17 protein-coding genes are annotated in these 20566 nt (G+C 74.0%); 9 read left to right on the top strand and 8 right to left on the bottom strand.

Annotated elements, in window-relative coordinates:
• The first annotated feature begins 14 nt into the window (after positions 1–14).
• On the top strand, positions 15–779 hold the full coding sequence (locus tag O7598_RS12055) for a hypothetical protein (RefSeq protein WP_269691416.1): 765 nt from the start codon (positions 15–17) through the stop codon (positions 777–779).
• Here O7598_RS12055 and O7598_RS12050 read toward each other — a convergent pair.
• The 8 genes from O7598_RS12050 to O7598_RS12015 form a co-directional block, all read right to left on the bottom strand.
• A complete protein-coding gene (locus tag O7598_RS12050) occupies positions 772–1386 on the bottom strand; it encodes a bifunctional 4-hydroxy-2-oxoglutarate aldolase/2-dehydro-3-deoxy-phosphogluconate aldolase (RefSeq protein ID WP_269691415.1) in 615 nt (204 codons plus the stop codon). The genes O7598_RS12055 and O7598_RS12050 overlap by 8 nt on opposite strands.
• Positions 1383–2366 carry a sugar kinase gene (locus O7598_RS12045; RefSeq protein WP_269691414.1) on the bottom strand — a complete coding sequence of 328 codons (984 nt, stop codon included), beginning with the start codon at positions 2364–2366 and terminating at the stop codon, positions 1383–1385. The genes O7598_RS12050 and O7598_RS12045 overlap by 4 nt, the downstream gene beginning before the upstream one ends.
• On the bottom strand, positions 2363–3208 hold the full coding sequence (locus O7598_RS12040) for a PmoA family protein (protein ID WP_269691413.1): 846 nt from the start codon (positions 3206–3208) through the stop codon (positions 2363–2365). Before O7598_RS12040 ends, O7598_RS12045 begins: the two co-directional genes overlap by 4 nt.
• Entirely contained in the window at positions 3205–3813 is a 609-nt protein-coding gene (locus O7598_RS12035) for a hypothetical protein (protein WP_269691412.1), read from the bottom strand. Before O7598_RS12035 ends, O7598_RS12040 begins: the two co-directional genes overlap by 4 nt.
• Positions 3810–4673, bottom strand: coding sequence for a carbohydrate ABC transporter permease (locus O7598_RS12030; RefSeq protein ID WP_269691411.1), 864 nt, complete (start codon positions 4671–4673; stop codon positions 3810–3812). The genes O7598_RS12035 and O7598_RS12030 overlap by 4 nt, the downstream gene beginning before the upstream one ends.
• On the bottom strand, positions 4670–5650 hold the full coding sequence (locus O7598_RS12025) for a carbohydrate ABC transporter permease (protein ID WP_269691410.1): 981 nt from the start codon (positions 5648–5650) through the stop codon (positions 4670–4672). The genes O7598_RS12030 and O7598_RS12025 overlap by 4 nt, the downstream gene beginning before the upstream one ends.
• Before the next feature lie 29 nt (positions 5651–5679).
• Positions 5680–7020, bottom strand: coding sequence for an ABC transporter substrate-binding protein (locus tag O7598_RS12020; RefSeq protein ID WP_269691409.1), 1341 nt, complete (start codon positions 7018–7020; stop codon positions 5680–5682).
• A gap of 97 nt (positions 7021–7117) precedes the next feature.
• Positions 7118–8164 (bottom strand): LacI family DNA-binding transcriptional regulator, encoded by a 1047-nt coding sequence (locus O7598_RS12015; protein ID WP_269691408.1) that lies wholly within the window; start codon positions 8162–8164, stop codon positions 7118–7120.
• A gap of 238 nt (positions 8165–8402) precedes the next feature.
• Between O7598_RS12015 and O7598_RS12010 the strand changes: the two genes are divergently transcribed.
• The 8 genes from O7598_RS12010 to O7598_RS11975 all read left to right on the top strand — a co-directional run bounded on the left by O7598_RS12010 (position 8403) and on the right by O7598_RS11975 (position 20548).
• Positions 8403–9731, top strand: coding sequence for a Gfo/Idh/MocA family protein (locus O7598_RS12010; RefSeq protein ID WP_269691407.1), 1329 nt, complete (start codon positions 8403–8405; stop codon positions 9729–9731).
• 17 nt (positions 9732–9748) lie between these two features.
• A complete protein-coding gene (gene uxaC, locus O7598_RS12005) occupies positions 9749–11182 on the top strand; it encodes a glucuronate isomerase (RefSeq protein WP_269691406.1) in 1434 nt (477 codons plus the stop codon).
• Complete coding sequence (locus O7598_RS12000) at positions 11179–12480, top strand: enolase C-terminal domain-like protein (RefSeq protein WP_269691405.1); 1302 nt, start codon at positions 11179–11181, stop codon at positions 12478–12480. The genes uxaC and O7598_RS12000 overlap by 4 nt, the downstream gene beginning before the upstream one ends.
• The gene (locus O7598_RS11995; RefSeq protein WP_269691404.1) at positions 12471–13961 is read left to right on the top strand and encodes a mannitol dehydrogenase family protein; all 1491 of its coding nucleotides are present in this window, start codon (positions 12471–12473) and stop codon (positions 13959–13961) included. The genes O7598_RS12000 and O7598_RS11995 overlap by 10 nt, the downstream gene beginning before the upstream one ends.
• On the top strand, positions 13958–15142 hold the full coding sequence (locus O7598_RS11990; protein WP_269691403.1) for a Gfo/Idh/MocA family protein: 1185 nt from the start codon (positions 13958–13960) through the stop codon (positions 15140–15142). Before O7598_RS11995 ends, O7598_RS11990 begins: the two co-directional genes overlap by 4 nt.
• A gap of 16 nt (positions 15143–15158) precedes the next feature.
• Complete coding sequence (locus O7598_RS11985; protein WP_269691402.1) at positions 15159–16508, top strand: pectate lyase family protein; 1350 nt, start codon at positions 15159–15161, stop codon at positions 16506–16508.
• A 233-nt stretch (positions 16509–16741) separates the two neighbouring features.
• Complete coding sequence (locus O7598_RS11980; protein WP_269691401.1) at positions 16742–17152, top strand: ATP-binding protein; 411 nt, start codon at positions 16742–16744, stop codon at positions 17150–17152.
• Between the two features lie 102 nt (positions 17153–17254).
• A complete protein-coding gene (locus O7598_RS11975; protein WP_269691400.1) occupies positions 17255–20548 on the top strand; it encodes an ATP-binding protein in 3294 nt (1097 codons plus the stop codon).
• Positions 20549–20566 lie beyond the last annotated feature (18 nt).

Below are 20566 nucleotides of genomic sequence, written 5' to 3'. Positions count from 1 at the left end.
CACGGAGGCGCGACATGGGTGAGCTGCGGAAACCGTTCCTGCTGCTGGCGTTGTTCGCGATCGCGCTGGTGGTCGCCGTGGAACTGGGCGCGGCGGCGCTGACCGGCGGCGGCGACGCGGGCTCCGCGCTGCGCGGCAGCGCCGGGCAACTCGGCGTCGAGCTGGGCGACGTGGGCGCGGTGGCCGAGCCGTCCGGGCGGGGCACCGGTTACCTGGCGCTGATCGACGTGGTGGCGCTCTGGACCACCGGGCTGTTCGCGCTGAGCCTGGTGCTGCCCGACCGGGTGCAGGGCCGGGTGCAGGGCGTGGCCACGCTGGTCTTCTCGATCGTGCTGCTGCTGGTGTCGCTGGTCCTGCTGATCGTCGCGTTCGTCGAGCTGACCGTGATGGTGTCGCTGTTCCTGGCGCCGCCGTTCGGCACGCTCGCCTACCTGGCGGTGTGGGGGTTCTTCCCGGTCGACGACGCGGCCGTGCTGCTCGGGCTGGGGCTGCTGCTCAAGCTGGTCTGGGGCGGGCTGCTGCTGGCCGCCCAGCCACGTTTCGCGCGCAACAAGGGGCTGGTGCTGCTGGCGCTGACCACGCTGCTGTGCACGGTGGTGCTCCAGTTCCTGCACGGCCTGCTGCCGGTGATCCTGGTCAGCATCCTCGACGACCTCGGCGCGGTGGTGTTCGCCGTGGTGGCGTTGATCTGGGCGCTGGTGCTGCTGGTCGGGTCGATCCCGGCGATCGTCAAGGCGGTGCGCACCACGGCGACCACGTCCGGCCGCACGGTCACCTGACCGGACGGCCACCGGCGAGTTCGGCAAGGCGCGGGAGCTGGGCGGGGTCGGTGAGCGCCGAGCCGACCGCCACCACCCGGACGCCGGCGGCCAGGAAGTCCCCCGCGTTGCCGGCGTCGATGCCGCCGGTCGCCACGAACCGGGCCTCCGGCAGCGGCCCGGCGACCGCCCGGAACCAGGCCGGACCGAGGCTGACCGCCGGGAACGCCTTGAGCCAGACCAGGCCGTGGTCGAGTGCATGCTGCGCCTCGGTGGGGGTGGCCACGCCGGGCAGGTGCGGGATGCCGTAGCTGTGCGCCGCGTCGGCGACCGCCAGGTCCAGGCCGGGCGCGACGGTGAACGCCGCGCCGGCGCTCACCGCCTGGCGGACCTGGGCCGGGGTGCGTACGGTGCCGGCGCCGACGAGCCGGTCCCGCCGCCGCCCGGCCGTCGCGGCGGCGCGCAGCGCGGGCACCGCGCCCGGCGTACGGATCGGCACCTCCACCACGTCGATGCCGAGGTCCCAGGCCAGCTCCGCGAGCCGGACCGTCTCCTCCGGCGGCAGGTCGCGCAGGATCACCATCACCCGCGCGTCGCCGAACAGCGGTGCGAAGTCGTGCCCGGTCATGTGCCGCTCCCTCCGTCGTGGCGCCGTGCCGGCGCCGCCCACTCCCGGTCGCTCAACGCCAGCGCCCGGGCGATCCGCGCCGGGTCCGGCGGTGGCGCGTTGTCGCCCGACGCGGCCAGCACCGGCGCCGCGGTGAGGTGACCCAGGCGCAGACAGGATCGCAGGTCGACCCGGCGCAGCAGCCCGGCGAGGAAGCCGGCGGCGAACGCGTCCCCGGCGCCGACCGGCTCCACCACGTCCACCGGCAGCGCCGGCACGAAGACCGCCGGCCCGGTACGCGCCAGCGCGGTGGCGCCGACCGCGCCGTCCTTGACCACCACCAGTTCCGGCCCGGGCAGCAGGTCGCGCACGGCGACCGGGTCGGCGGCGCCCCACAGCGTGTCGGCCTCGTCCTGCCCGACGAGCACCACGTCGGCGCGGTCGGCCAGGTTCCGCAGCACCGGCCCGGCCCGGTCGGCGGGCCAGAGCGCCGGACGGTGGTTCACGTCGAAGGTGAGCCGGGCACCCGGTGCCGCCCGTCCGGCCAGCGCGTGCGCGAGCAGGTCCCGGCAGGAGTCGGAGAGCGCGGCGGTGATCCCGGACAGGTGCAGCAGCCGCACCCCGGCCAGCCGCGGGTCGGCGAGGTCCGCCGCGCCGAGGCGGCTCGCCGCCGACCCGGCCCGGTGGTAGTGGACCCGGGTGCCGGCCGGGCCGGGATCCTTGAGGTAGACGCCGGTCGGCGCCTCCGGGTCGACGGTGACCAGGTCGACGTCGACCCCGGCGGCGGCGATCTCGGCGACCACCCGGCGGCCGAACGGGTCGTCGCCGACCCGGCTGACCCAGGCGGCCCGGTGCCCGAGCCGGGCCAGCCCCATCGCCACGTTCGACTCGGCCCCGCCGACCCCGACCAGGAGCCGGGCGGCGTGTTGCAGCGGCCCGCCGTCGTCGGGGGTGAGCACCACCATGGTCTCCCCCACGCAGGCGACCTCCGGCCCGGTCATGAGGGGGCCTCGGCGAGGCGGGCCGGGACGGCCGCCGGGTCGAGGTGGCCGTCGACGACGAGCACCCGGTGGCGGTTGCGGCGGGGCACGCCGGCGGCGACCACCGCCGGCCGGTCGAAGGCGTACGCGACGCAGACGCCCGGGTACATGGCGGTGCGGACGAACCAGCGGTCGCGCGGACCCAGGCCGCCGAACACCAATGTGTACGCGCCGCCGCCGGGCGCGGTGCCGGTGAGCGCCAGCCACGGCGCGGCCGAGCCGTTGACCGCCTCCTCGCCGGTCGCCTCGCCGGTGAAGACGTGGGGTTCGGCGTCGGCGACCGCCCGCCAGAAGAAGCCGCCGTACCCGGCGCCGCCGGGGCGGCCGTTGGTGGCCGGGCTGCCCAGGTGGACGTCGGCGCCGGTGGCCGACGCGAGCGTGCTGGACAGCGTCAGCCACCACCCGTCGTCGCCGGCCGGGGCGGCGGTGAGCCGACGGCGTTCGCGCAGCAGCGGCCGGCCGTCCCGGTCATGCCACCGCAGGTCGTGGTCGAGCCGGTCGGCGGCCCGTTCCCGCCAGGCGGTGTGGGCGATGACGCCGTGGTCGTCGCGCCAGGTGTAGCCGCTGCCGCGCACGTAGGTGCGACCGCCCCAGAGGTTCGCGCCGTCGACGTCCGGCACGGCCAGCGACGCGCCGAGGTGCCAGACGTGGTCGGCGGGGAGCGCGTCGGTGACCGGGACGCCGGCGCGGGTCCGCACCGGGTGCAGGTAGGGCCGAGGGCCGTGCCGGGGGTCCAGGTCCGGCCGGAGGACGTAGCGGGCCACCTCGACGCCGGCCACCGTCAACCGCTCCGCGTCGGTCATGACGGCTCCGGCACGGCAGACCGGCGGCGGGCGTCGAGCGCGTGCAGGGCCGCCAGGGCGTACCCGCCGAGGATCGGCACCGCCACCGGTGTCACCAGCGCGGCGAGCAGCGTGGCCAGCGCACAGGTCCCGGCGGCGGCGGCCCAGACGCCGGGGTGCCGCGCGCAGGTGCCGGCCGCGTGCCGGGCGGCGGACCGCCAGCCCCGGCCGCCGGTGCGGCCGACCGCGACGGCGACCAGGCCCGCGTACCCGAGCACTGCCGCGACCACGACGGCGGTGACCGCGAGCGCGGGCCTGCCGCCGGGCACCCGGCCGCCGGCCAGCGCGAGCAGGTCGGCGGCGAGCAGCGCGACGACGGCGAGCGCGACGACGCTGACCGCCGCACCCGCCGGCAGCGCCCGGCCGAACCGGGCCAGGCTGGTCCGGGCCGGTGGCCAACTCCCGGTGACCGCCCGGTCGTGCAGCGCGGCGGCGGCGGTGGCGACCGCCGGGGCGAGCGTGAGCAGCGGCAGCGCGGCCACCGCCACGACGAGGCCGAGCAGCGCCAGGTCGGCCGCCTCGGCCACGGTGTCCCGCCAGTCCCGACGGGGGCGCTCGGCGGTCATCCCTTCAACCCGCTGGTGTTGATGCCCTCGACGAGCATCCGCTGGAAGGCGAGGAAGAACAGGAACACCGGCAGCAGCGACAGCACCGACATGGCGAACATCGGGCCGACCGCGCTCTGGCTGGTCGAGTCGATGAACAGGGTCAGCGCCACCGGGACGGTGTAGTCCTCCAGGGTGGACAGGAAGACCAGCTGCCGGAAGAAGTCGTTCCAGGTCCAGATGAACGAGAAGATCGCGGTGGTGACCAGCGCGGGGCGGCTCAGCGGCAGGATCACGTGCCGGAAGACGCCGTACGGGGTGGCGCCGTCGATCTTGGCGGCCTCGTCCAGCTCGCGCGGGATGCCGCGCATGAACTGCACCATGAGGAAGACGAAGAACGCCTCGGTGGCCAGGAAGTGCGGGATGAGCAGCGGCAGGTACGGCCAGTCGCCGCCGACCAGGCCGAGGCTGCGGAACAGGATGTACTGCGGGACGATCAGCACGTGCCCGGGCAGCAGCAGGGTGCCGATCATGACGATGAACCACACCTTGCGCAGCCGGAACCGCAACCGCCCGAGGGCGTACGCGGCCAGCAGGCAGGACACCGCGTTGCCGACCACGGTGAGCAGGCTGACCATGGCGCTGTTGAGGAAGAACCGGCCGAAGCTGATGTCGAAGTTGGTCCAGCCGTCGACGTAGTTGCCGGGGGTGAAGTCCTCCGGCAGCAGGCCGATGTTGTTGACGATCTCGGCCTGCGACTTGACCGAGGTGCCGAGCATCCAGACCAACGGGTAGAGCACCACCGCCACGATCGCCACGAGCACCAGCAGGCGCAGCGCCTGCCGGTTGCCCGGCCGCCGGCGGGCGGTTAGGGCCGTCATGAGTCGTCTCCGTCCGAGTAGTGCACCCAGAACCGGCCGGTGCTGAAGAACACGGCGGTGACCAGCGCGATGGCGAGCAGGAACACCCAGGCCATCGCCGAGGCGTAGCCCATCTCCAGATCGGTGAACCCGGAGATGTAGAGCTTCAGCGTGTACATCAGGGTGGAGTCGACCGGGCCGCCGGTGCCGTTGCTGAGCACGAACGCGGCGGTGAAGCCCTGGAAGCCGTGGATGGTCTCCAGCACCAGGTTGAAGAAGATCACCGGGGAGAGCATGGGCAGGGTGACCGCCCGGAACCGCCGCCAGGCGCCGGCGCCGTCCACGGCCGCCGCCTCGTACAGCTCGGTGGGCACCTGCTTGAGCCCGGCCAGGAAGATCACCATGGGCGCGCCGAACTGCCAGATCGCCAGCACCATCAGCGTCTGCAGGGCCCAGTCCGGGTCGGCGACCCAGGGCAGCCCCTCGACGCCGAAGAGGGCGAGGAACGAGTTGAACGCGCCGTCGCGGTTGAACATGTTGACCCAGACGATGGCCAGCGCCACGCTGCCGCCGAGCAGCGACGGCAGGTAGAACAGGCCGCGGAACAGCCCGACGCCGCGCCAGGTGCGGTTGAGCAGCAACGCCACGCCGAGCGCGGCGGCCAGCTTCAGCGGCACGGCGACCAGCGCGAACGTCAGCGTGACGCGCACCGCGTGCCAGTACGACGGGTCGGCGGTGAACATCCGCTCGTAGTTGGCCAGCCCGACCCAGCGCACCTCGGACAGCGGGGTGAGGATGTCGTAGTCGGTGAAGCTCAGCCAGAGCGAGAGCAGCATCGGGAGCGCCGTGATGCCCATCAGTCCGATGAGCCAGGGCGAGAGGAAGACGTACCCCGCCAGACCCTCGCCGTACCGGGCCCGGCCGGCCCCGCGCCGCGTGGGGCGGGGGCCGACCGGTCCGGTCCGGGGGGTCCGGCCGGGCGCCGTGGTGAGGGCCACGGGCCGGTTCCTTTCTTCTCGTCGTCGGGTCAGGCGATCGCGGCTTTGCAGGCGGTGACGAACTGCTCCGCCGCCTGCGCCGGGGTGGCCCGGCCGTACTGGGCGTTCTCGGCGGCCTTGGTCAGCTCGGCCTTGACCTTGCTGTGGCCCTTGATCGGGACCTGTGGGGACGGGCCGAACTTCTGCGCCAGGTCGGACTCGACCTGGATGGACTGCTTCATGGCCGGGTCGGTGGCGGTCTCACTGACCTTCGCCCGCAGGTCCATGTTGGACGGCAGGCCCCGGTCGGTGCCGAGCAGCGCGACCGCCTCCGGGTCGTTGTTCAGAAAGTTGATCACGTCGACCGCGGTGTCGCGGTGCTTGCTGCCCTTGAACACCGACCAGTACATCGAGGCGCGGGCCCACTGGGCGCTCGGGTCGCCCGGGTACGCCACCACGCCCAATTCGTCCTTGGTGTTCTTCTTCAGGTCGGGCATCTGGTTGGCCCAGACCCAGGAGGTGGCCGCCTTGCCGGTGACCACGAGCTGCTTGGTGATGTCGGTGGCGTTGCCCTGGTGGATGACGTCCGCGGTCGGGGTCGCGCCCCGGTCGCGGGCGCCCTTCCACAGCTCGAACCACTTCGTCACGTCCTCGACGGTGAAGCCGAGTTCCTTGCCCTCGTAGAGGTCCTTGCCCTGCTGGCGCAGCCAGACCCAGAGCGCCTTGTAGTCGGCGCTGGGGTCCTGGGTGCCGGGCACCCTCGTCTTCTTCGCCACCTGCTCGGCCCAGGCGATGTGCTCCTCCCAGCTCATCCCGGTGGTCGGCTCCGGCAGCCCGTTCTTGACCAGCAGCGTCTTGTTGTAGACCAGCCCCTGGGTGTTCTCCCCGGCGGCCACGCCGGCGAGCTTGCCGTCGACCACGCCGTACTCCAGCAGGCTCTTGGGGAACTTCGACACGTCGAGCTTGCCGGAGTCGCGGTAGCTGCCCAGGTCGAGGGTGGTGCTGCGGCCGGCGTACTCGGCCAGGTAGTTGTCGTCGATCTGGAACAGGTCGGGCGGGTTGCCGCCGGCGGTGAGCGTGGCGAGCTTGTCGAAGTAGCCCTGGTTGGCCTGCCAGGTCTTCTCGAACGTCACATCCGGGTGCTTCTTGGTGTAGAGCGCCAGGGCGTCCTCGGTGAGTTTGGCCCGCGCGTCGCCGCCCCACCAGAAGATGGAGAGCTTGACCGGGCCGCCGTCGCCGGCGTCGTCGTCGCCGCAGCCGGCCGCGCCCAGGGCGAGCGGCGCGACGAGCGCGACCGCGGCCAGGCCGCGCACGAATCGACGTCGGGTCAGAAGGGTACGGTGATTCCGCCCGGCGGGTGCGCCGGCGGTGGGGGGCGTTGCGGGGTGCATCTGCGCTCACTCCTCGGCTGTGGGAGGCGACGACGTCACCGGTGGCCGTCCACGGGCCGCCCGGGTCCGCACCGCTATGCGGACCCGGGCCACCTCGTCAGGCCCCGGCGCCGTTTCGACCGGGCTCGGGAACGGGCCCGGTCGAGTCGCGGACGACCAGTACGGTCTGGAGCATTACCTGTGCGGTGGTGCGACGGTCGCCGGCCGCCGCGCCCCGGCCCCGGGCGCCGCGCGGCGCGTCGGAGTCGTGTTGCAGCAGCATGTCGACGGCCGTCCGGCCGGCGGCCGCGGTAGGCGTGGCCACCGTCGTCAACTTGGGGCGGGTGAGCCGGCTCAGCGCGATGTCGTCGACGCCGATCACGCTGACGTCCCGCGGCACCCGCAGCCCGAGCGCGTCGAGCCCTTCGATCAGGCCGAGCGCCATCAGGTCGTTGTAGGCGAGCACGGCGGTGACGCCGCTGCGGCGTACCGCCTCGGCCGTCGCGCCGCCGCCGGTCTCGGTGGGTTGGTTGGGCCCGAGCACGGTCAGGTCGGCGCCGCCGGCCCGGGCGGCGGCCGCCGCGGCCCGGCGCATCTCCCGGTTGGTCCAGGAGCCGCGCGGGCCGCCGAGCAGCGCGATCCGCCGGTGGCCGAGGCCGAGCAGGTGCTCGATCGCGGACCGCGCACCCTGCCCGACGTCCATCATCACGCAGGGCAGGCCGGCGACCTGGCGGTTTATCACCACCACCGGGACCTCACGGCTGACCTGTTCGATCAGGCTGTTGCTCATCCGGGGGCTGCACAGCAGCACGCCGTCGACCTGCTTGGCGAGCGCGTGGACCAGGTCCTCCTCGGCGAGCGGGTCCTCGTTGGTGTCGGCCACGAACACGTGGTAGTCGCGGTGCCGGGCCTGCCCCTCGGCCGCCTTGATCAGCGGCGGGAAGAACGGGTTGGCGATGTCGGCCACGATCAGGCCGATGTTGTGCGTCCGGCCGGTGATCAGGGCCCGGGCGGCCCGGTTGGGCCGGTAGCCGAGGTCCTCCGCGCAGGCCAGCACCCGGACCCGGGTCTCCGGGTTGACCAGGTGCGGGGCCGAGAACGTGCGGGAGACGGTGGAGATGTGCACGCCGGAGGCCCGGGCGACGTCCCGGATGGTGGCTGGCACGGTGGGCTCCCTCGTCCGATGTGGTGGGGGTCACGTGGGTGCCGCCAATTAATGCAAACGGTTGCTCCCATGTCAACGGTCCATTGTTACGTCTCGATTGCGTTACCGCTCCTGACGGGCGCATAAAAGCGCGCCAATGTGGATTCATGGGACGGGTTGTCCATCGACCGTTGACGACGTGTCAGCTGGCGTGGTTTCTTCGCTGCAAACCTTTGCAGGACTGCGGGAGGCCGACGTCATGTCACCACCGGCCCGGAAACGGGTCCGCCACGCCCTGGTCGGCGCCGGGGCACGCGCCGAGATGTTCGTCCGGGCGCTCGCGCTCGACCACGCCGACACCGCCGAGCTGGTCGCCCTGGCCGACGTCAACCGGACGAGGATGGACGCGCACAACCGCTGGCTGGCCGACCTCGGCCACCCGCCGGTGCCCACCTACGCCGCCGCCGACTTCACTCGGATGCTGGCGCAGGAGCGCGTCGACGTGGTGCTGGTGACGAGCGTCGACGTCACCCACGACGAGTACGTGGTGGCCGCGCTGCGCGCCGGCTGCGACGTGGTCACCGAGAAGCCGATGACCGTCGACGCGGAGCGCTGCCGGCGCATCCTGGACGCGGTCGAGGAGACCGGCGGGCGGGTCACCGTCGCGTTCAACTACCGCTACAACCCGCTGCACGAGCAGCTGCGGCGGCTGCTCGCCGACGGCGCGGTGGGCGAGATCGGCTCGGTGCACTTCGAGTGGCTGCTCGACGTGCGCCACGGCGCCGACTACTTCCGCCGCTGGCACCGTGACAAGGCCACCTCGGGCGGCCTGCTGGTGCACAAGGCCAGCCACCACTTCGACCTGGTCAACTGGTGGCTCGACGCCCGGCCGGTCGAGGTCTACGCGGCCGGACGACTGTTCTTCTACGGCGCGGACGGCCGCCGGCACGGCTACGCCCGCGACTACGACCGGGCACACGGCGCCCCCGCCGCCGCCGACGACCCGTTCGCGCTGCGGCTGGCCGAGCACCCTCGGCTGCGCGAGCTGTACCTCGACGCGGAGGCCGAGGACGGCTACCACCGCGACCGCAACGTCTTCGCCCCCGGCGTGACCATCGAGGACGACCTCGCGGTGCTGGCCCGCTACTCCACCGGCGCCACCATGACCTACCACCTCACCGCCTACGCCCCCTGGGAGGGCTACCGGGTGATGGTCAACGGCAGCCGGGGCCGCCTCGAACTGGAGGTCACCGAGAGCGACCACGTCAGCCCTGGCGGCGCGTCCGCGCTCAAGGGCGCGGCGCTGCACGGCGACGAGGCGGCCGTGGAGCGGGGCGCGGCCCGGCTCACGCTGCGGCCGTTCTGGGCGCCGCCGGTGGAGATCGGAGTGGACGGCTGGACCCGGCGCGGGCACGGCGGCGCGGACGCCCGGATGACCCGGGTGCTGCTCGGCGGCGAGACCGACCCGATGGGCCGCGCCGCCACCGCCCACGACGGGGCGCTCGCGCTGCTCACCGGCCTGGCCGCGAACCGCTCGCTGGAGACCGGCGCACCCGTCCGGGTCGCCGACCTGCTCACCCTGCCCTGACCGAGGAGCCCTCCCCCGTGCCGATCATCTCCCCCAGCGACCTGCTCCTGCCCGCCGAGCCCGGCCAGCGCGCGCTGGCACGCGAGCTGTACGCGCGCGCCGCCGAGCAGTCGATCATCTCCCCGCACGGGCACGTCGACCCGGCGCTGCTGGCCGAGGACCGCCCGTTCCCCGACCCGGCCCGGCTGCTGATCGTGCCCGACCACTACCTGACCCGGATGCTGCTCAGCCAGGGCGTCCCCCCGGCCGACCTGGGCGTGCCGAGCGTCGACGGCAGCCCGGTCGAGACCGACGGGCGCGCCATCTGGCGGCGGTTCGCCGCGCACTGGCACCTGTTCCGGGGCACCCCGTCGCGGCTGTGGCTGGAGCAGACGTTCCGCAACGTGTTCGACGTGGACACGCCGCTCTCCCCCGCCACCGCCGACACCGTCTACGACGCGCTCGCGGCCCGCCTCGCCGAGCCGGCGTTCCGCCCCCGGGAGCTGTTCACCCGCTTCGGCATCGAGGTGCTCGCCACCACCGAGTCGCCCCTGGACGACCTGGGCCGGCACGCGAAGCTCGCCGCCGACGGCTGGGGCGGCCCGGGCGGGCGGGTGGTCACCACGTTCCGCCCGGACGACGTGGTGGACATGGAGTTCGACGGCTGGGCGGCCAACGTGGACCGGCTCGCCGAGGTCTCCGGCGAGGACACCGGCACGTACGCCGGCTACCTGGCCGCGCTGCGGCGGCGGCGGGAGGCGTTCGCCGCCGCCGGCGCCACCTCCTCGGACCACGGCCACCCCACCGCCCGTACCCTCGACCTGGACCCGGCGGAGGCCGCCGCGCTCTACGACCGGGGGCGGCGCGGCCTCGCCGACGCGGGCGACGCGGAGGCGTTCCGGGCGCACATGCTGCTGGAGTTCGCCCGGATGTCGCTCGACGACGGCCTGGTGATGCAGCTGCACCCCGGCGCGGTACGCAACCACAACCGCTGGCTGCACGCCCGGCACGGGCGCGACGTCGGCGGCGACGTGCCGCAGGCCACCGACTACGTGCACGGGCTCGCCCCGCTGCTGGACGCACACGGCAACGATCCCCGGCTGACCCTGGTGCTCTACACGCTCGACGAGGACACCTTCACCCGGGAGCTGGCGCCCCTCGCCGGCGGCTACGCCGCGTTGCGCCTCGGCGCGCCCTGGTGGTTCCTCGACTCGCCGGAGGTGCTGCGCCGGTTCCGGGAGGCGGTCACCGAGACCGCCGGCTTCTACAACACCGCCGGGTTCGTCGACGACACTCGCGCGTTCTGTTCCATCCCGGTACGCCACGACGTGGCCCGCCGGGTCGACGCCGGTTTCCTGGCCCGCCTCGTCGCCGAGCACCGGCTGGACGCGGACGAGGCCGCCGAGACCATCGTCGACCTGGCCTACCGACTGCCCAAGCAGGTCTTCAAGTTCGGAGGTGAGCCGGCATGACCAGGATCGTCGACGTCGCGGTGCACGACGTGCGCTTCCCCACCGCCGCCAGCGGCGACGGCTCGGACGCGATCAACCGCGGCGACTACTCGGCCACCTACGTGGAGCTGACCACCGACGGCGGGCCGACCGGCGCCGGTTTCACCTTCACCAACGGCCGGGGCAACGAGATCACCTGCGCGGCGGTCCGCGCGCTCGCCCACCACGTACGCGGGCGCGCGGTCGCCGAGATCGCCGCCGAGCCGGTGGCGTTCTGGCGCTCGCTCACCGCCGACGTGCAGCTGCGCTGGCTCGGCCCGGAGAAGGGGGTCATCCACATGGCCACCGGCGCGCTGGTCAACGCGGTCTGGGACCTGCGCGCCAAGCTCGCCGGCAAGCCGATGTGGCGCTTCCTCGCCGAGATGCCCACCGACGAGCTGGTCGCCACCGTCGACTTCCACCACATCACCGATGCGCTCACCCCGGACGAGGCGGCGGCCATCCTGGACAAGGGACGCGACGGTCTCGCCGAGCGGCTCGCCGGGCTGGAGCGCGACGGCTTCCCCTCGTACACCACCTCGGTGGGCTGGCTCGGCTACCCCGACGAGCAGGTGCGGGCGCTGACCCGCGACGCGTACGCGGCCGGGTGGCGCGCGGTGAAGATGAAGGTCGGCGGGCGACTCGACGACGACCTGCGGCGGGCCCGGATCATCCGGGCCGAGATCGGCCCGGACGCGTTGCTGATGATGGACGCCAACCAGGTGTGGGACGTCGACGAGGCGATCGCCGCGATGGCGGCGCTGGTCGAGGTCGACCCCTACTGGATCGAGGAGCCGACGCACGCCGACGACGTGCTCGGGCACGCCCGGATCGCCCGCGCGGTGACCGAGCTGTCCGGCGGCCGGTGCCGGGTCGCCACCGGCGAGGTGGCCGCCAACCGGGTCGTCTTCAAGCAGCTGTTGCAGGCCGAGGCGATCGGCGTGATGCAGGTCGACGCGTGCCGGGTCGGCGGCGTCGACGAGGTGCTCGCCGAGCTGCTGCTGGCCGCGAAGTTCGGGGTGCCGGTCTGCCCGCACGCCGGCGGCGTCGGCCTGTGCGAGTACGTGCAGCACCTGGCCGTCTTCGACCACCTGCGGGTGAGCACCGGGCTGGACGGCCGGATGGTCGAGTACGTGGACCACCTGCACGAGCACTTCGTCGACCCGGTCCGCACCCGGGGCGGGCGCTACCTGCTGCCCACCGCGCCCGGCTACAGCGCCGCGATGCGGCCGGAGTCGATCGCCGAGTTCCGCTTCCCGGAGGGACCGGCATGGCGCTGACCGTCGACACCGGCCGGCTCGGCCTGGCCACGCTGCGCCGGCTGCCCGAGGAGAGCCGGCCGCTGGTGCGCCCCGGCACCGTGCCGGCCGGCATCGTCCACCTGGGGCTCGGCGCGTTCCACCGGGCCCACCAGGCGGTGCACACCGAGGCCGCGGTCGGTGCGGCCGGCGGCGACTGGGGCATCGTCGGCGTCGCGCCGCGCAGCACCGACGTGGTGCAGGCGCTGGCCGCGCAGGACGCGTTGTTCAGCGTGACCACGCTCGCCGCCGGGGGCACGTCGACCCGGGTGGTCGGCGCGCTGGCCGGGGTACGGCACGCCGCGAGCGACCCGGACGCGGTGGTCCGCCTGCTCGCCGACCCGGCGATCCGGGTGGTCACGCTGACCGTGACCGAGAAGGCGTACCAGCTCGACCCGGTCACCGGCGCGCTGGCCGCCGACGCGGAGCTGACCGCCGACCTGACCACCGACCGGCCGCCGCGTACCGTGCCCGGGCTGCTGGTACGCGGGCTGCTCGCCCGCGCCGCCGCCGACGCCGGGCCGCTGGCGCTGGTCAGCTGCGACAACCTGCCGGCCAACGGACGCCGGCTGCGCAGCCTGGTGGACCAGTGCCTGGCGCTGGCGCGTACGCCCGACGCGACGCTCGACCGGGTGGCGGCGCTGGTCTCCTGCCCCGGCACCATGGTCGACCGGATCGTGCCGGCCAGCACCGACGAGACCCGGGAGGGCGCCCGGCGGGCGCTCGGCGTGACCGATCTGGCGGCGGTCGCGGCCGAGCCGTGGTCGCAGTGGGTGATCGAGGACGACTTCCCCGGCGGCCGTCCCGCCTGGGAGCGGGCCGGCGCGGTCCTCACCGACGACGCCGGCCCGTGGGAGCGGTTGAAACTGCGCGCGCTCAACGGGGTGCACTCGGCCACCGCCTACCTGGGCGCCCTCGCGGGCGCGGAGACGGTCGTCGACGCGCTGGCGCTGCCGCGCCTGGACGCGGTGCTGCGCCGGCTGGTCGCCGAGGAGATCGCGCCGAGCTTCACCCCGCCGCCGGGTGTCTCCGTGCCCGACTACGGGGAGCAGGTGCTCGCCCGGTTCGCCAACCCGGCCATCCGGTACCGCACGGCGCAGGTCGCCTCGGACGGCTCGCAGAAGCTGCCGCAGCGGGTGCTGCACACGGTCGCCGACCTGCGCTCGGCCGGCCGGTCGGCGCGGTGGAGCGCGCTGGTGGTGGCGGCCTGGCTGCGGTTCCTGCTCGGCTACGCCGACGACGGCCGCCCGCTGCCGCTGGACGACCCGCTCGCCGACCGGCTGCGCGCGGCGCTGGCCGAGGGCCGACACACCCCGGCCGGCGTGGTCGACGCGGTGTTCGCGGTCCGCGAGGTCTTCCCCGCCGAGCTGGCCGCCGACGAGGAGTTCCGCGCGGACGTGACCGGCTGGCTGACCGCGCTGGAACGCCACGGCGTCCGCGCCACCCTGGCGGCCGCCCGGTGACCGGCGGCGTGCCGCCCCGGGTGGCGCTGGTCGGGGCGAACGGGCACGGACGCTGGCACCGGCGGGTGATCGCCGCGCTGCACGCCGCCGGCCGGCTGCGCCTGGTCGCCCTGGTCGACGTACGCCCGCCGGAGCCCGAGCCGGACACGCCGACGCCGCCCGGGACGGCGGTCTTCACCGACCACCGGGCGATGCTCGCCGCGTCAGGCCCCGACGTGGTGGTGATCTGCACGCCGCCGCACACCCACCTGCCGATCGCCCGGGACGCGCTCGCCGCCGGCGCCGACCTGCTGCTGGAGAAGCCGCCGGTGCTCGACCTGGCCGAGCACCGGGAACTGCTGGCCGCGTCCGCCGCCGCCGGGCGGGCGGTGCAGGTCAACTTCCAGGCGCTCGGCTCGGCGGCGCTGGCCGAGCTGACCGGCGCGCTGACCGCCGGCCGGCTCGGTCCGGTCACCGGCGTCGCCACGGTCGCCGCCTGGCAACGCCCCGATGCCTACTACACCCGGTCCCCCTGGGCCGGGCGGCGCTCGGTGGACGGCCGGCGGGCGCTCGACGGCGCGCTGGCCAACCCGCTCGCCCACGCGCTGATGCAGTGCCTGGCGGTGGCCGAGGCGGTGACGGGCGCGCCGGTGCGGCCGGCCCGGATCGAGATCGAGCGCTACCGGGTGCGCCCGATCGAGGTGGACGACACCGCCATCCTGCGGCTCACCCCGCACACCGGCCCGCCGGTGCTGGCCGCGCTCACCCTGGCCGCCGAGGAGCACGTCCCCGGCGACGTGCTGGTCACCGGCGAGCGGGGGCGGGCGGTGCTGGAGTACCCGACCGACCGGCTACGCCTGCCCTCGGACGACCGCCCGCGCGTCGTACCCGGCCGGCAGGGGCTGCTGGCGAACCTGCTCGACCACCGGGCCGCCGGGGCGCCACTGATCGCGCCGCTGGCGCGTACCGGGCCGTTCACCGTGGTGCTGGACGCGCTGCGGGACGCGCCGGAGCCGACGTTGCTCGGCGGCGACCTGGTGCGCGTGGTGGGCGACGGCCCGGAGCGGGTGCGGGTGATCCGGGGCGTCGACGAGGTGCTGCGGGCGGCGGCCGAGACCGGGGCGCTGCCGTCCGAGGCCGGGGTGCCGTGGGCGACCCGGCCGTACGACGTGGACCTGCCGACACCACCCACCACCACCTGACAGGACGGAACGAGTCATGCGTAGACGAACAGTCGGCGCCGCGGTCCTCGCCGCCGCGCTCACGCTCACCATCGCCGCGCCCGCGCCGGCCGCCCCCGCCGGGCAGCACCCGTCCCGGGCGGCAGAGCTGATCGGCCGCCAACCTTTGGCGGCGAACGACGGCTGGGCCGCCGAGGGTGCCGGCACCACCGGCGGCGCGGCCGCCGCCGCGGACCGGGTGCGCGTGGTGCGTACCCGCGCCGAGCTGGTCGCCGCGCTCGGCGGCGACAACGCCACGAACGCCACCGACGCCACCCCGAAGATCGTGTACGTGGCCGGCACGATCGACGGCTTCGAAGGATCCGACGGCACGCCGCTGGACTGCGCCGACCTGGCCGACCCGGAGTACTCGCTGGCGGCCTACCTGGCCGCGTACGACCCGGCGGTCTGGGGACGGGTGAACCCGGCCGGCCCGCTGGAGGCGGCCCGGGTCCGTTCGGTGACCGCCCAGACCGCCCAGACCCAGATCAACGTCGGGTCCAACACCACGATCGTCGGGCTGCGCGGCGCCCGGCTCACCGGGCTGACCCTGATGATCGACCGGGTCGCCAACGTGATCGTGCGCAACCTGGAGTTCGCCGACGCCCGGGACTGCTTCCCCGCCTGGTCCCCCACCGACGGCGACACCGGCAACTGGAACTCCCAGTACGACCAGATCTCGGTGCGGCGCAGCGAGCACGTCTGGGTGGACCACAACACGTTCACCGACGGCGACAACCCGGACCGCGCCCAGCCCGTCTACTTCGGCCGCCCCTGGCAGGTGCACGACGGCTCGCTCGACGTCACGCACACCGCCAGCCTGGTCACCGCGTCCTGGAACCGGTTCGTCGGCCGGGACAAGCTGATGCTGATCGGCTCCTCCAACACGGTCGGCCCGGACGTCGGCCGGCTGAAGGTCACCGTGCACCACAACCTCTTCGACGGCGACCTCCAGCGCCTGCCGCGGGTGCGCTTCGGTCAGGTGGACGTGCACGAGAACCACTACCGGCTCGGCGGCGCCGGCTTCGAGTACGCCCTCGGCGTCGGCGTGCAGTCCGCGATCTACGCGGAGAACAACTTTTTCACCCTGGCCGACGACGTCGACCCGGCGGACCTCATCCACGACTGGGGCGGCACCGCGCTCACCGAGCGCGGGAGCTGGGTCAAGCGGGGCGACCGACTCCCCCGGCCGATGGACCTGCGCGCGGCGTACAACGCGGTCCACGACCCGGACCTCGGCGGCGACGCCGGTTGGACGCCCACCCTGCGCGCCGCCCCGCCGCTGCCGGCACCGCTGGTCCCGCTGGTGGTCGGCGTCGGAGCCGGCGCCGGCCGGCTGCCGCTCTGACCCACTCCCACCCGCCGCCCGGGCCGGCGTCTCCCCGCGGGGACGTCGGCCCGGGCAGTTCCTCCGGGGGTGTCGGCTGACACGCCGGCCGCGATGCGCGATGATCACCTTTGACGGACCGTCCGTCGGTGGCATGAAACGGCGGCCACCGGGGACAAGAGGGTGACAAGCAGGGGGTGGCAGCGCGAGTGGGCGCCCAGGCCCGGGGACGGGCACGGGACGGAGGGCCGGACGTGACGGATGGGACGTCGGGCCAGGTCCTCACCATCGACCTCCCGGCCGATCCCAGCCGGCTCGCGCCCACCCGGGAGCGGCTGCGCGCCTGGTTGCACGCGCAGGGCGTCGACGAGTGGGACGTCGAGACCGTGCTGATCGCCACCGGGGAGGCCTGCGCCAACGCCATCGAGCACGGCTACCGCTTCGCCCCCGAGGGGATCACCACGCTCCGGGTCGAGCTGCGCGGCGACCGCCTGGAGATCGAGGTACGCGACCACGGCGGCTGGCGCCCCACCGACGGCGAGGACGCCAGCGACCGGGGCCGAGGGCGGCTGATCATGGCCCGGGTGATGGACGAGGCGACCATCGTCGGCACCCCGGAGGGCACCTGCGTCCGCCTGGTCAAGCGGCTCGCACCTGCCGGCTGACGCAAACCCCGTCTGCCCAGCTCGGAGGCGGGTTAGCCTGGATCCGAGGTGAGAATTCTCCGCCTTTGCTCGTACGGCGGCGGGCAGAGGGGGGTGCGACGGATGCGCGGTCCGCTCTGGCGCGGGTGGCTGTGGACGCCGCGTACCTGGGTCGAGGTGACCTTCCGGCGGGCCGCCACCTGGTACACCGGCCGGTCCCAGGAGGAGTGGCGGCTCGCGGCGGCCCGGCCGGCGGCCCCGGCCCGCTGGTGGCACCAACCCTGGTGGTGGTACGCCCTCGCGGCCGTCGTCAGCGTGACACTGCTGGTCTGGGCCGCCACCCAGTTCCTGCTCCCGTTGATCTACGTCGTCTTCGGGGCCGACTGGGCGACCACACCCCTGGGGCCGGGCAGATGGCTGGGTGACTCGTGCGGCACCGGCGACGCGCAGTGCAAGAAGATCTCTGGCTTTCTGGCCACGTTGTTCCCGTTTCCGCTCGCCCTCGCGCTCTTCTACCTCTTCACCCGGCTCCGGGTCTACCCCGCCTACCAACGGATCGCGCGGCAGGAGCCCGAACGGCTGGTCAGCACCTCCAACGACGTGCTGGCCGACGTGGTGGGGCGGGAAGAGCTGTGTGAGGTGTTGATCGAACGTGTCCGCGACCCCGACGTGCGGTGCCCGATGGTGCTGGTGGGCGGCGTAGGTGCCGGCAAGAGCGCGGTCCTGGTGAAGCTCGCCCACGAGCTGGCCGACCGCGGGATCGTGCCGATCGTCCTGCGGGCGCGGGAGCTGGACGTCACCCTGGGGGTGGACTTCGAAAAGGAGGCGCAGCACCGCTTCACCGACCTGATCGACCCGAACCTGTACAGCGGCGGGCAGGCCGACCGGCTCTGGCGTCAGCTGCGCTGGGGCAACAAGGTCGCGGTGCTCGTCGACGGCTTGGAGGAAGTCGGCCGGACCGAGGGACACGGCGACGAAGGCCGGCACGACAGCGTGCTGCGGGACGCCTTCACCAAGGCCGCCGACAACCGGCTGCCGTTGGTGGCCACCACCCGACCCTACGATCCGCTGCGGAGCATGCCGGCCGTCATCGTGGGTCTGGAGCCGCTGAGCGAGGGACACGCCCTCACGTTCGGCCTGGGCGAGGACGAGCGGGTACCGGGGCCGGCTCTCGTCGCGAGACTCGTCGCCGACGCGGACGCGACCGAGTCACCGCTGTACCTGAAGGTGATCCGCGACCTGCACCGGTTCCGGCGGCTGCCCGAAGGGCTGGGTGGCCCACCGGGCCCGGGGCAGGCGCGCCGGCCGGTCGACCGGTCGGCGGTCCGCCTGGAGCTCCTGCGCGCGTGGCGGAGCGCCGTCGTGGAGGGATACGTCTGCGAGGACTTCAGCCACGACCCGGACGAACGCCGGCACGCCCTCGACCTTGTGTCGGCCTTCGCCTGCGTGGGTGTGCTGCGCGACTCGCTGGACGTCAGCTACGACGAAGTCGAGGGCTGGAAGCAGTCGAACCATCAGTACCACTTCCTGTGCCGCGCGGTGGAGCGCCGGATCGGGGGCGGGCTTGACCTCGACGAACGCGCCGACCTGGTCACCGCCGTCACCACCGCCGGGGAGTTCTCGGTCATCGGGCTGGAGCCACGGGGCCTGCGCTTCCAGCACGGAGTCGTCCAGGCCTTCCTGGCGGAGCAACTGCTGACCGCCCCCGGCGTCTACCCCCGGATGCTTGACGAATCGTTGCGGGGCCAGCCGAGCAAGGAGATGCTGATCGCGCTGACCCTGTGGTCCCGGGAGGGAGAAAGGTCGCTGCGGTCGCACGGGTCCCGCCTCCGATCGCTTCGGCGGTTCGTCGGCCCGGCCGAGGGTGACCCGGTGGGTCGTCTGGTCCACCGCCTCGTCACGCAGGCCCGCCAGGAGCCGAACAAGTGCTGGCAGCTCGAGATGTACGGCGCCGCCCTCGAGATCGACACGTCCGCCGACCCACCCGCGCACAACATGATCACCGAGGACATCCAGAAGCGCTGGCCCACATTCGAGGAGGGAGATCTCAGCGACCGCCCTCTCGACGAGGCCAAGCTGAGTCTCGTCCGGCGCTGGGGGGATGCGGCCCGGCTGATCGGCGACCGACGTCGCCGGCCGACCGAGGGTCCGTACGTGGAGCATGCGCCCGGGTACGACAGCCTGTTCCGTCTGGCCCGGCAGGAGAGGTCGTACCGGGTCCGCCTCGCCGCCGCGCGGGAGATCGGGACAGGCGGCGAGCCCGCCACGCGGGCCCTGCACGCCGTCGGCGGTCTCGGGCCGCTGCACCTGGACGCGGACGCCGACGAGTCGGCGGCGTGGGAGCAGCAGGTCCGCGGTTGGGCGGCGCCGCTGCTGCATCTGTCGACGCAGCGCGACACCGAGGCCCCGACGGGTTCCCCGGCCGCCGAGGAGTCCGAACGCTACCTGCGTGACTGGCTGCGGGAACTGGCGGCACACCGGCCGACCGGCGGTGGCCGTCGGATCCACCTCGCCGGTGAAATCGCCCTCGCGCAGGGTTTCCGGCTCGCCGCCAACGTTCGCCAACTGCCCCTCGGCCGACCGAACACGGACCGCAGCTTCCTGATCGAGAAGGCCGAGGAGGCACTCACCCACGCCCGGTTCTGGTACAGCCACCTGGTCCTGATCCAGTCTCTGACCCTGCTCTCCCTGCCTCTGGACCCCCGCGAACCGCTACCCCCGCGCGGCCACGGCGCCAACCCGGTCGGGCTGGTGCAGCACTGGCTGCGCCTGGCCGGCAGCGGGGTGCCCGACCGGGAGCGCTGCGACGCCCACCCGTTCCTGCGAGCAGCGGGCCGGTTGTGCGTGTCGGCGCTGGTCACCCGGCAGCCCGAACGGTTCTGCTGGATCGACGAGGCGGAGACGGCCAGTCGGGTCGGCTCGTGTTGCCCGTCGCCCGAGGTCCGGCACCTGCAACGGCTGTGGATCCCGGACTCGATGGGATGGAGCGTTCTGAAGCCGCCGGCGGAGCGCCTCCTCGCCGACGTGATGGTGTTGCTCAATCTCGCCGATCGGGGAGCCACCCTCGGGGCCCGTGAGGAGAGGTTGCGGCGAGCCGACCGGTGTGACCTGCCGCCGTGTCTGACCAGTGACCGCGGCCCGCTGCAGCCGAACCGCAGCGTGCACCGCGAGGAACCCTGCGCACCGGGCGGCACGTGCCTGGACGACTGCGCCTTCCGCCTCTGCCCCCTGCCGGCAAAGGGCGAGCCGCTGCGGTACCGGATGGACCAGAACTTCTGCGCGCGGCAGGCCGACCTCGCCAGTTGGTGGTACGCCCTTCGAGCCCGGGCGCCGTGGCAGAGCGTGCCGACGGCCGGGTCACAACGGTTCTGGCGGCAGATGTCCTGGCGCGACCTGCCCCGATGGCGGCGCTGGTGACCCATGGCGTCGGCCAGC

The organism is Micromonospora sp. WMMC241, from assembly GCF_027460165.1.
GTDB classification, from domain to species: Bacteria; Actinomycetota; Actinomycetes; order Mycobacteriales; family Micromonosporaceae; genus Micromonospora; species Micromonospora humi.
The sequence above is the reverse complement of the archived record's forward strand: the minus strand, read 5'-3'. Positions and strand labels throughout refer to the sequence as shown.

Coding starts and splice junctions, on each gene's coding strand:
- O7598_RS12055 (WP_269691416.1), top strand. CDS start 15: ATGGGTGAGCTGCGGAAACCGTTCCTGCTGCTGGCGTTGTTCGCGATC.
- O7598_RS12050 (WP_269691415.1), bottom strand. CDS start 1,386: ATGACCGGGCACGACTTCGCACCGCTGTTCGGCGACGCGCGGGTGATG.
- O7598_RS12045 (WP_269691414.1), bottom strand. CDS start 2,366: ATGACCGGGCCGGAGGTCGCCTGCGTGGGGGAGACCATGGTGGTGCTC.
- O7598_RS12040 (WP_269691413.1), bottom strand. CDS start 3,208: ATGACCGACGCGGAGCGGTTGACGGTGGCCGGCGTCGAGGTGGCCCGC.
- O7598_RS12035 (WP_269691412.1), bottom strand. CDS start 3,813: ATGACCGCCGAGCGCCCCCGTCGGGACTGGCGGGACACCGTGGCCGAG.
- O7598_RS12030 (WP_269691411.1), bottom strand. CDS start 4,673: ATGACGGCCCTAACCGCCCGCCGGCGGCCGGGCAACCGGCAGGCGCTG.
- O7598_RS12020 (WP_269691409.1), bottom strand. CDS start 7,020: ATGCACCCCGCAACGCCCCCCACCGCCGGCGCACCCGCCGGGCGGAAT.
- O7598_RS12010 (WP_269691407.1), top strand. CDS start 8,403: ATGTCACCACCGGCCCGGAAACGGGTCCGCCACGCCCTGGTCGGCGCC.
- O7598_RS12000 (WP_269691405.1), top strand. CDS start 11,179: ATGACCAGGATCGTCGACGTCGCGGTGCACGACGTGCGCTTCCCCACC.
- O7598_RS11995 (WP_269691404.1), top strand. CDS start 12,471: ATGGCGCTGACCGTCGACACCGGCCGGCTCGGCCTGGCCACGCTGCGC.
- O7598_RS11985 (WP_269691402.1), top strand. CDS start 15,159: ATGCGTAGACGAACAGTCGGCGCCGCGGTCCTCGCCGCCGCGCTCACG.
- O7598_RS11975 (WP_269691400.1), top strand. CDS start 17,255: ATGCGCGGTCCGCTCTGGCGCGGGTGGCTGTGGACGCCGCGTACCTGG.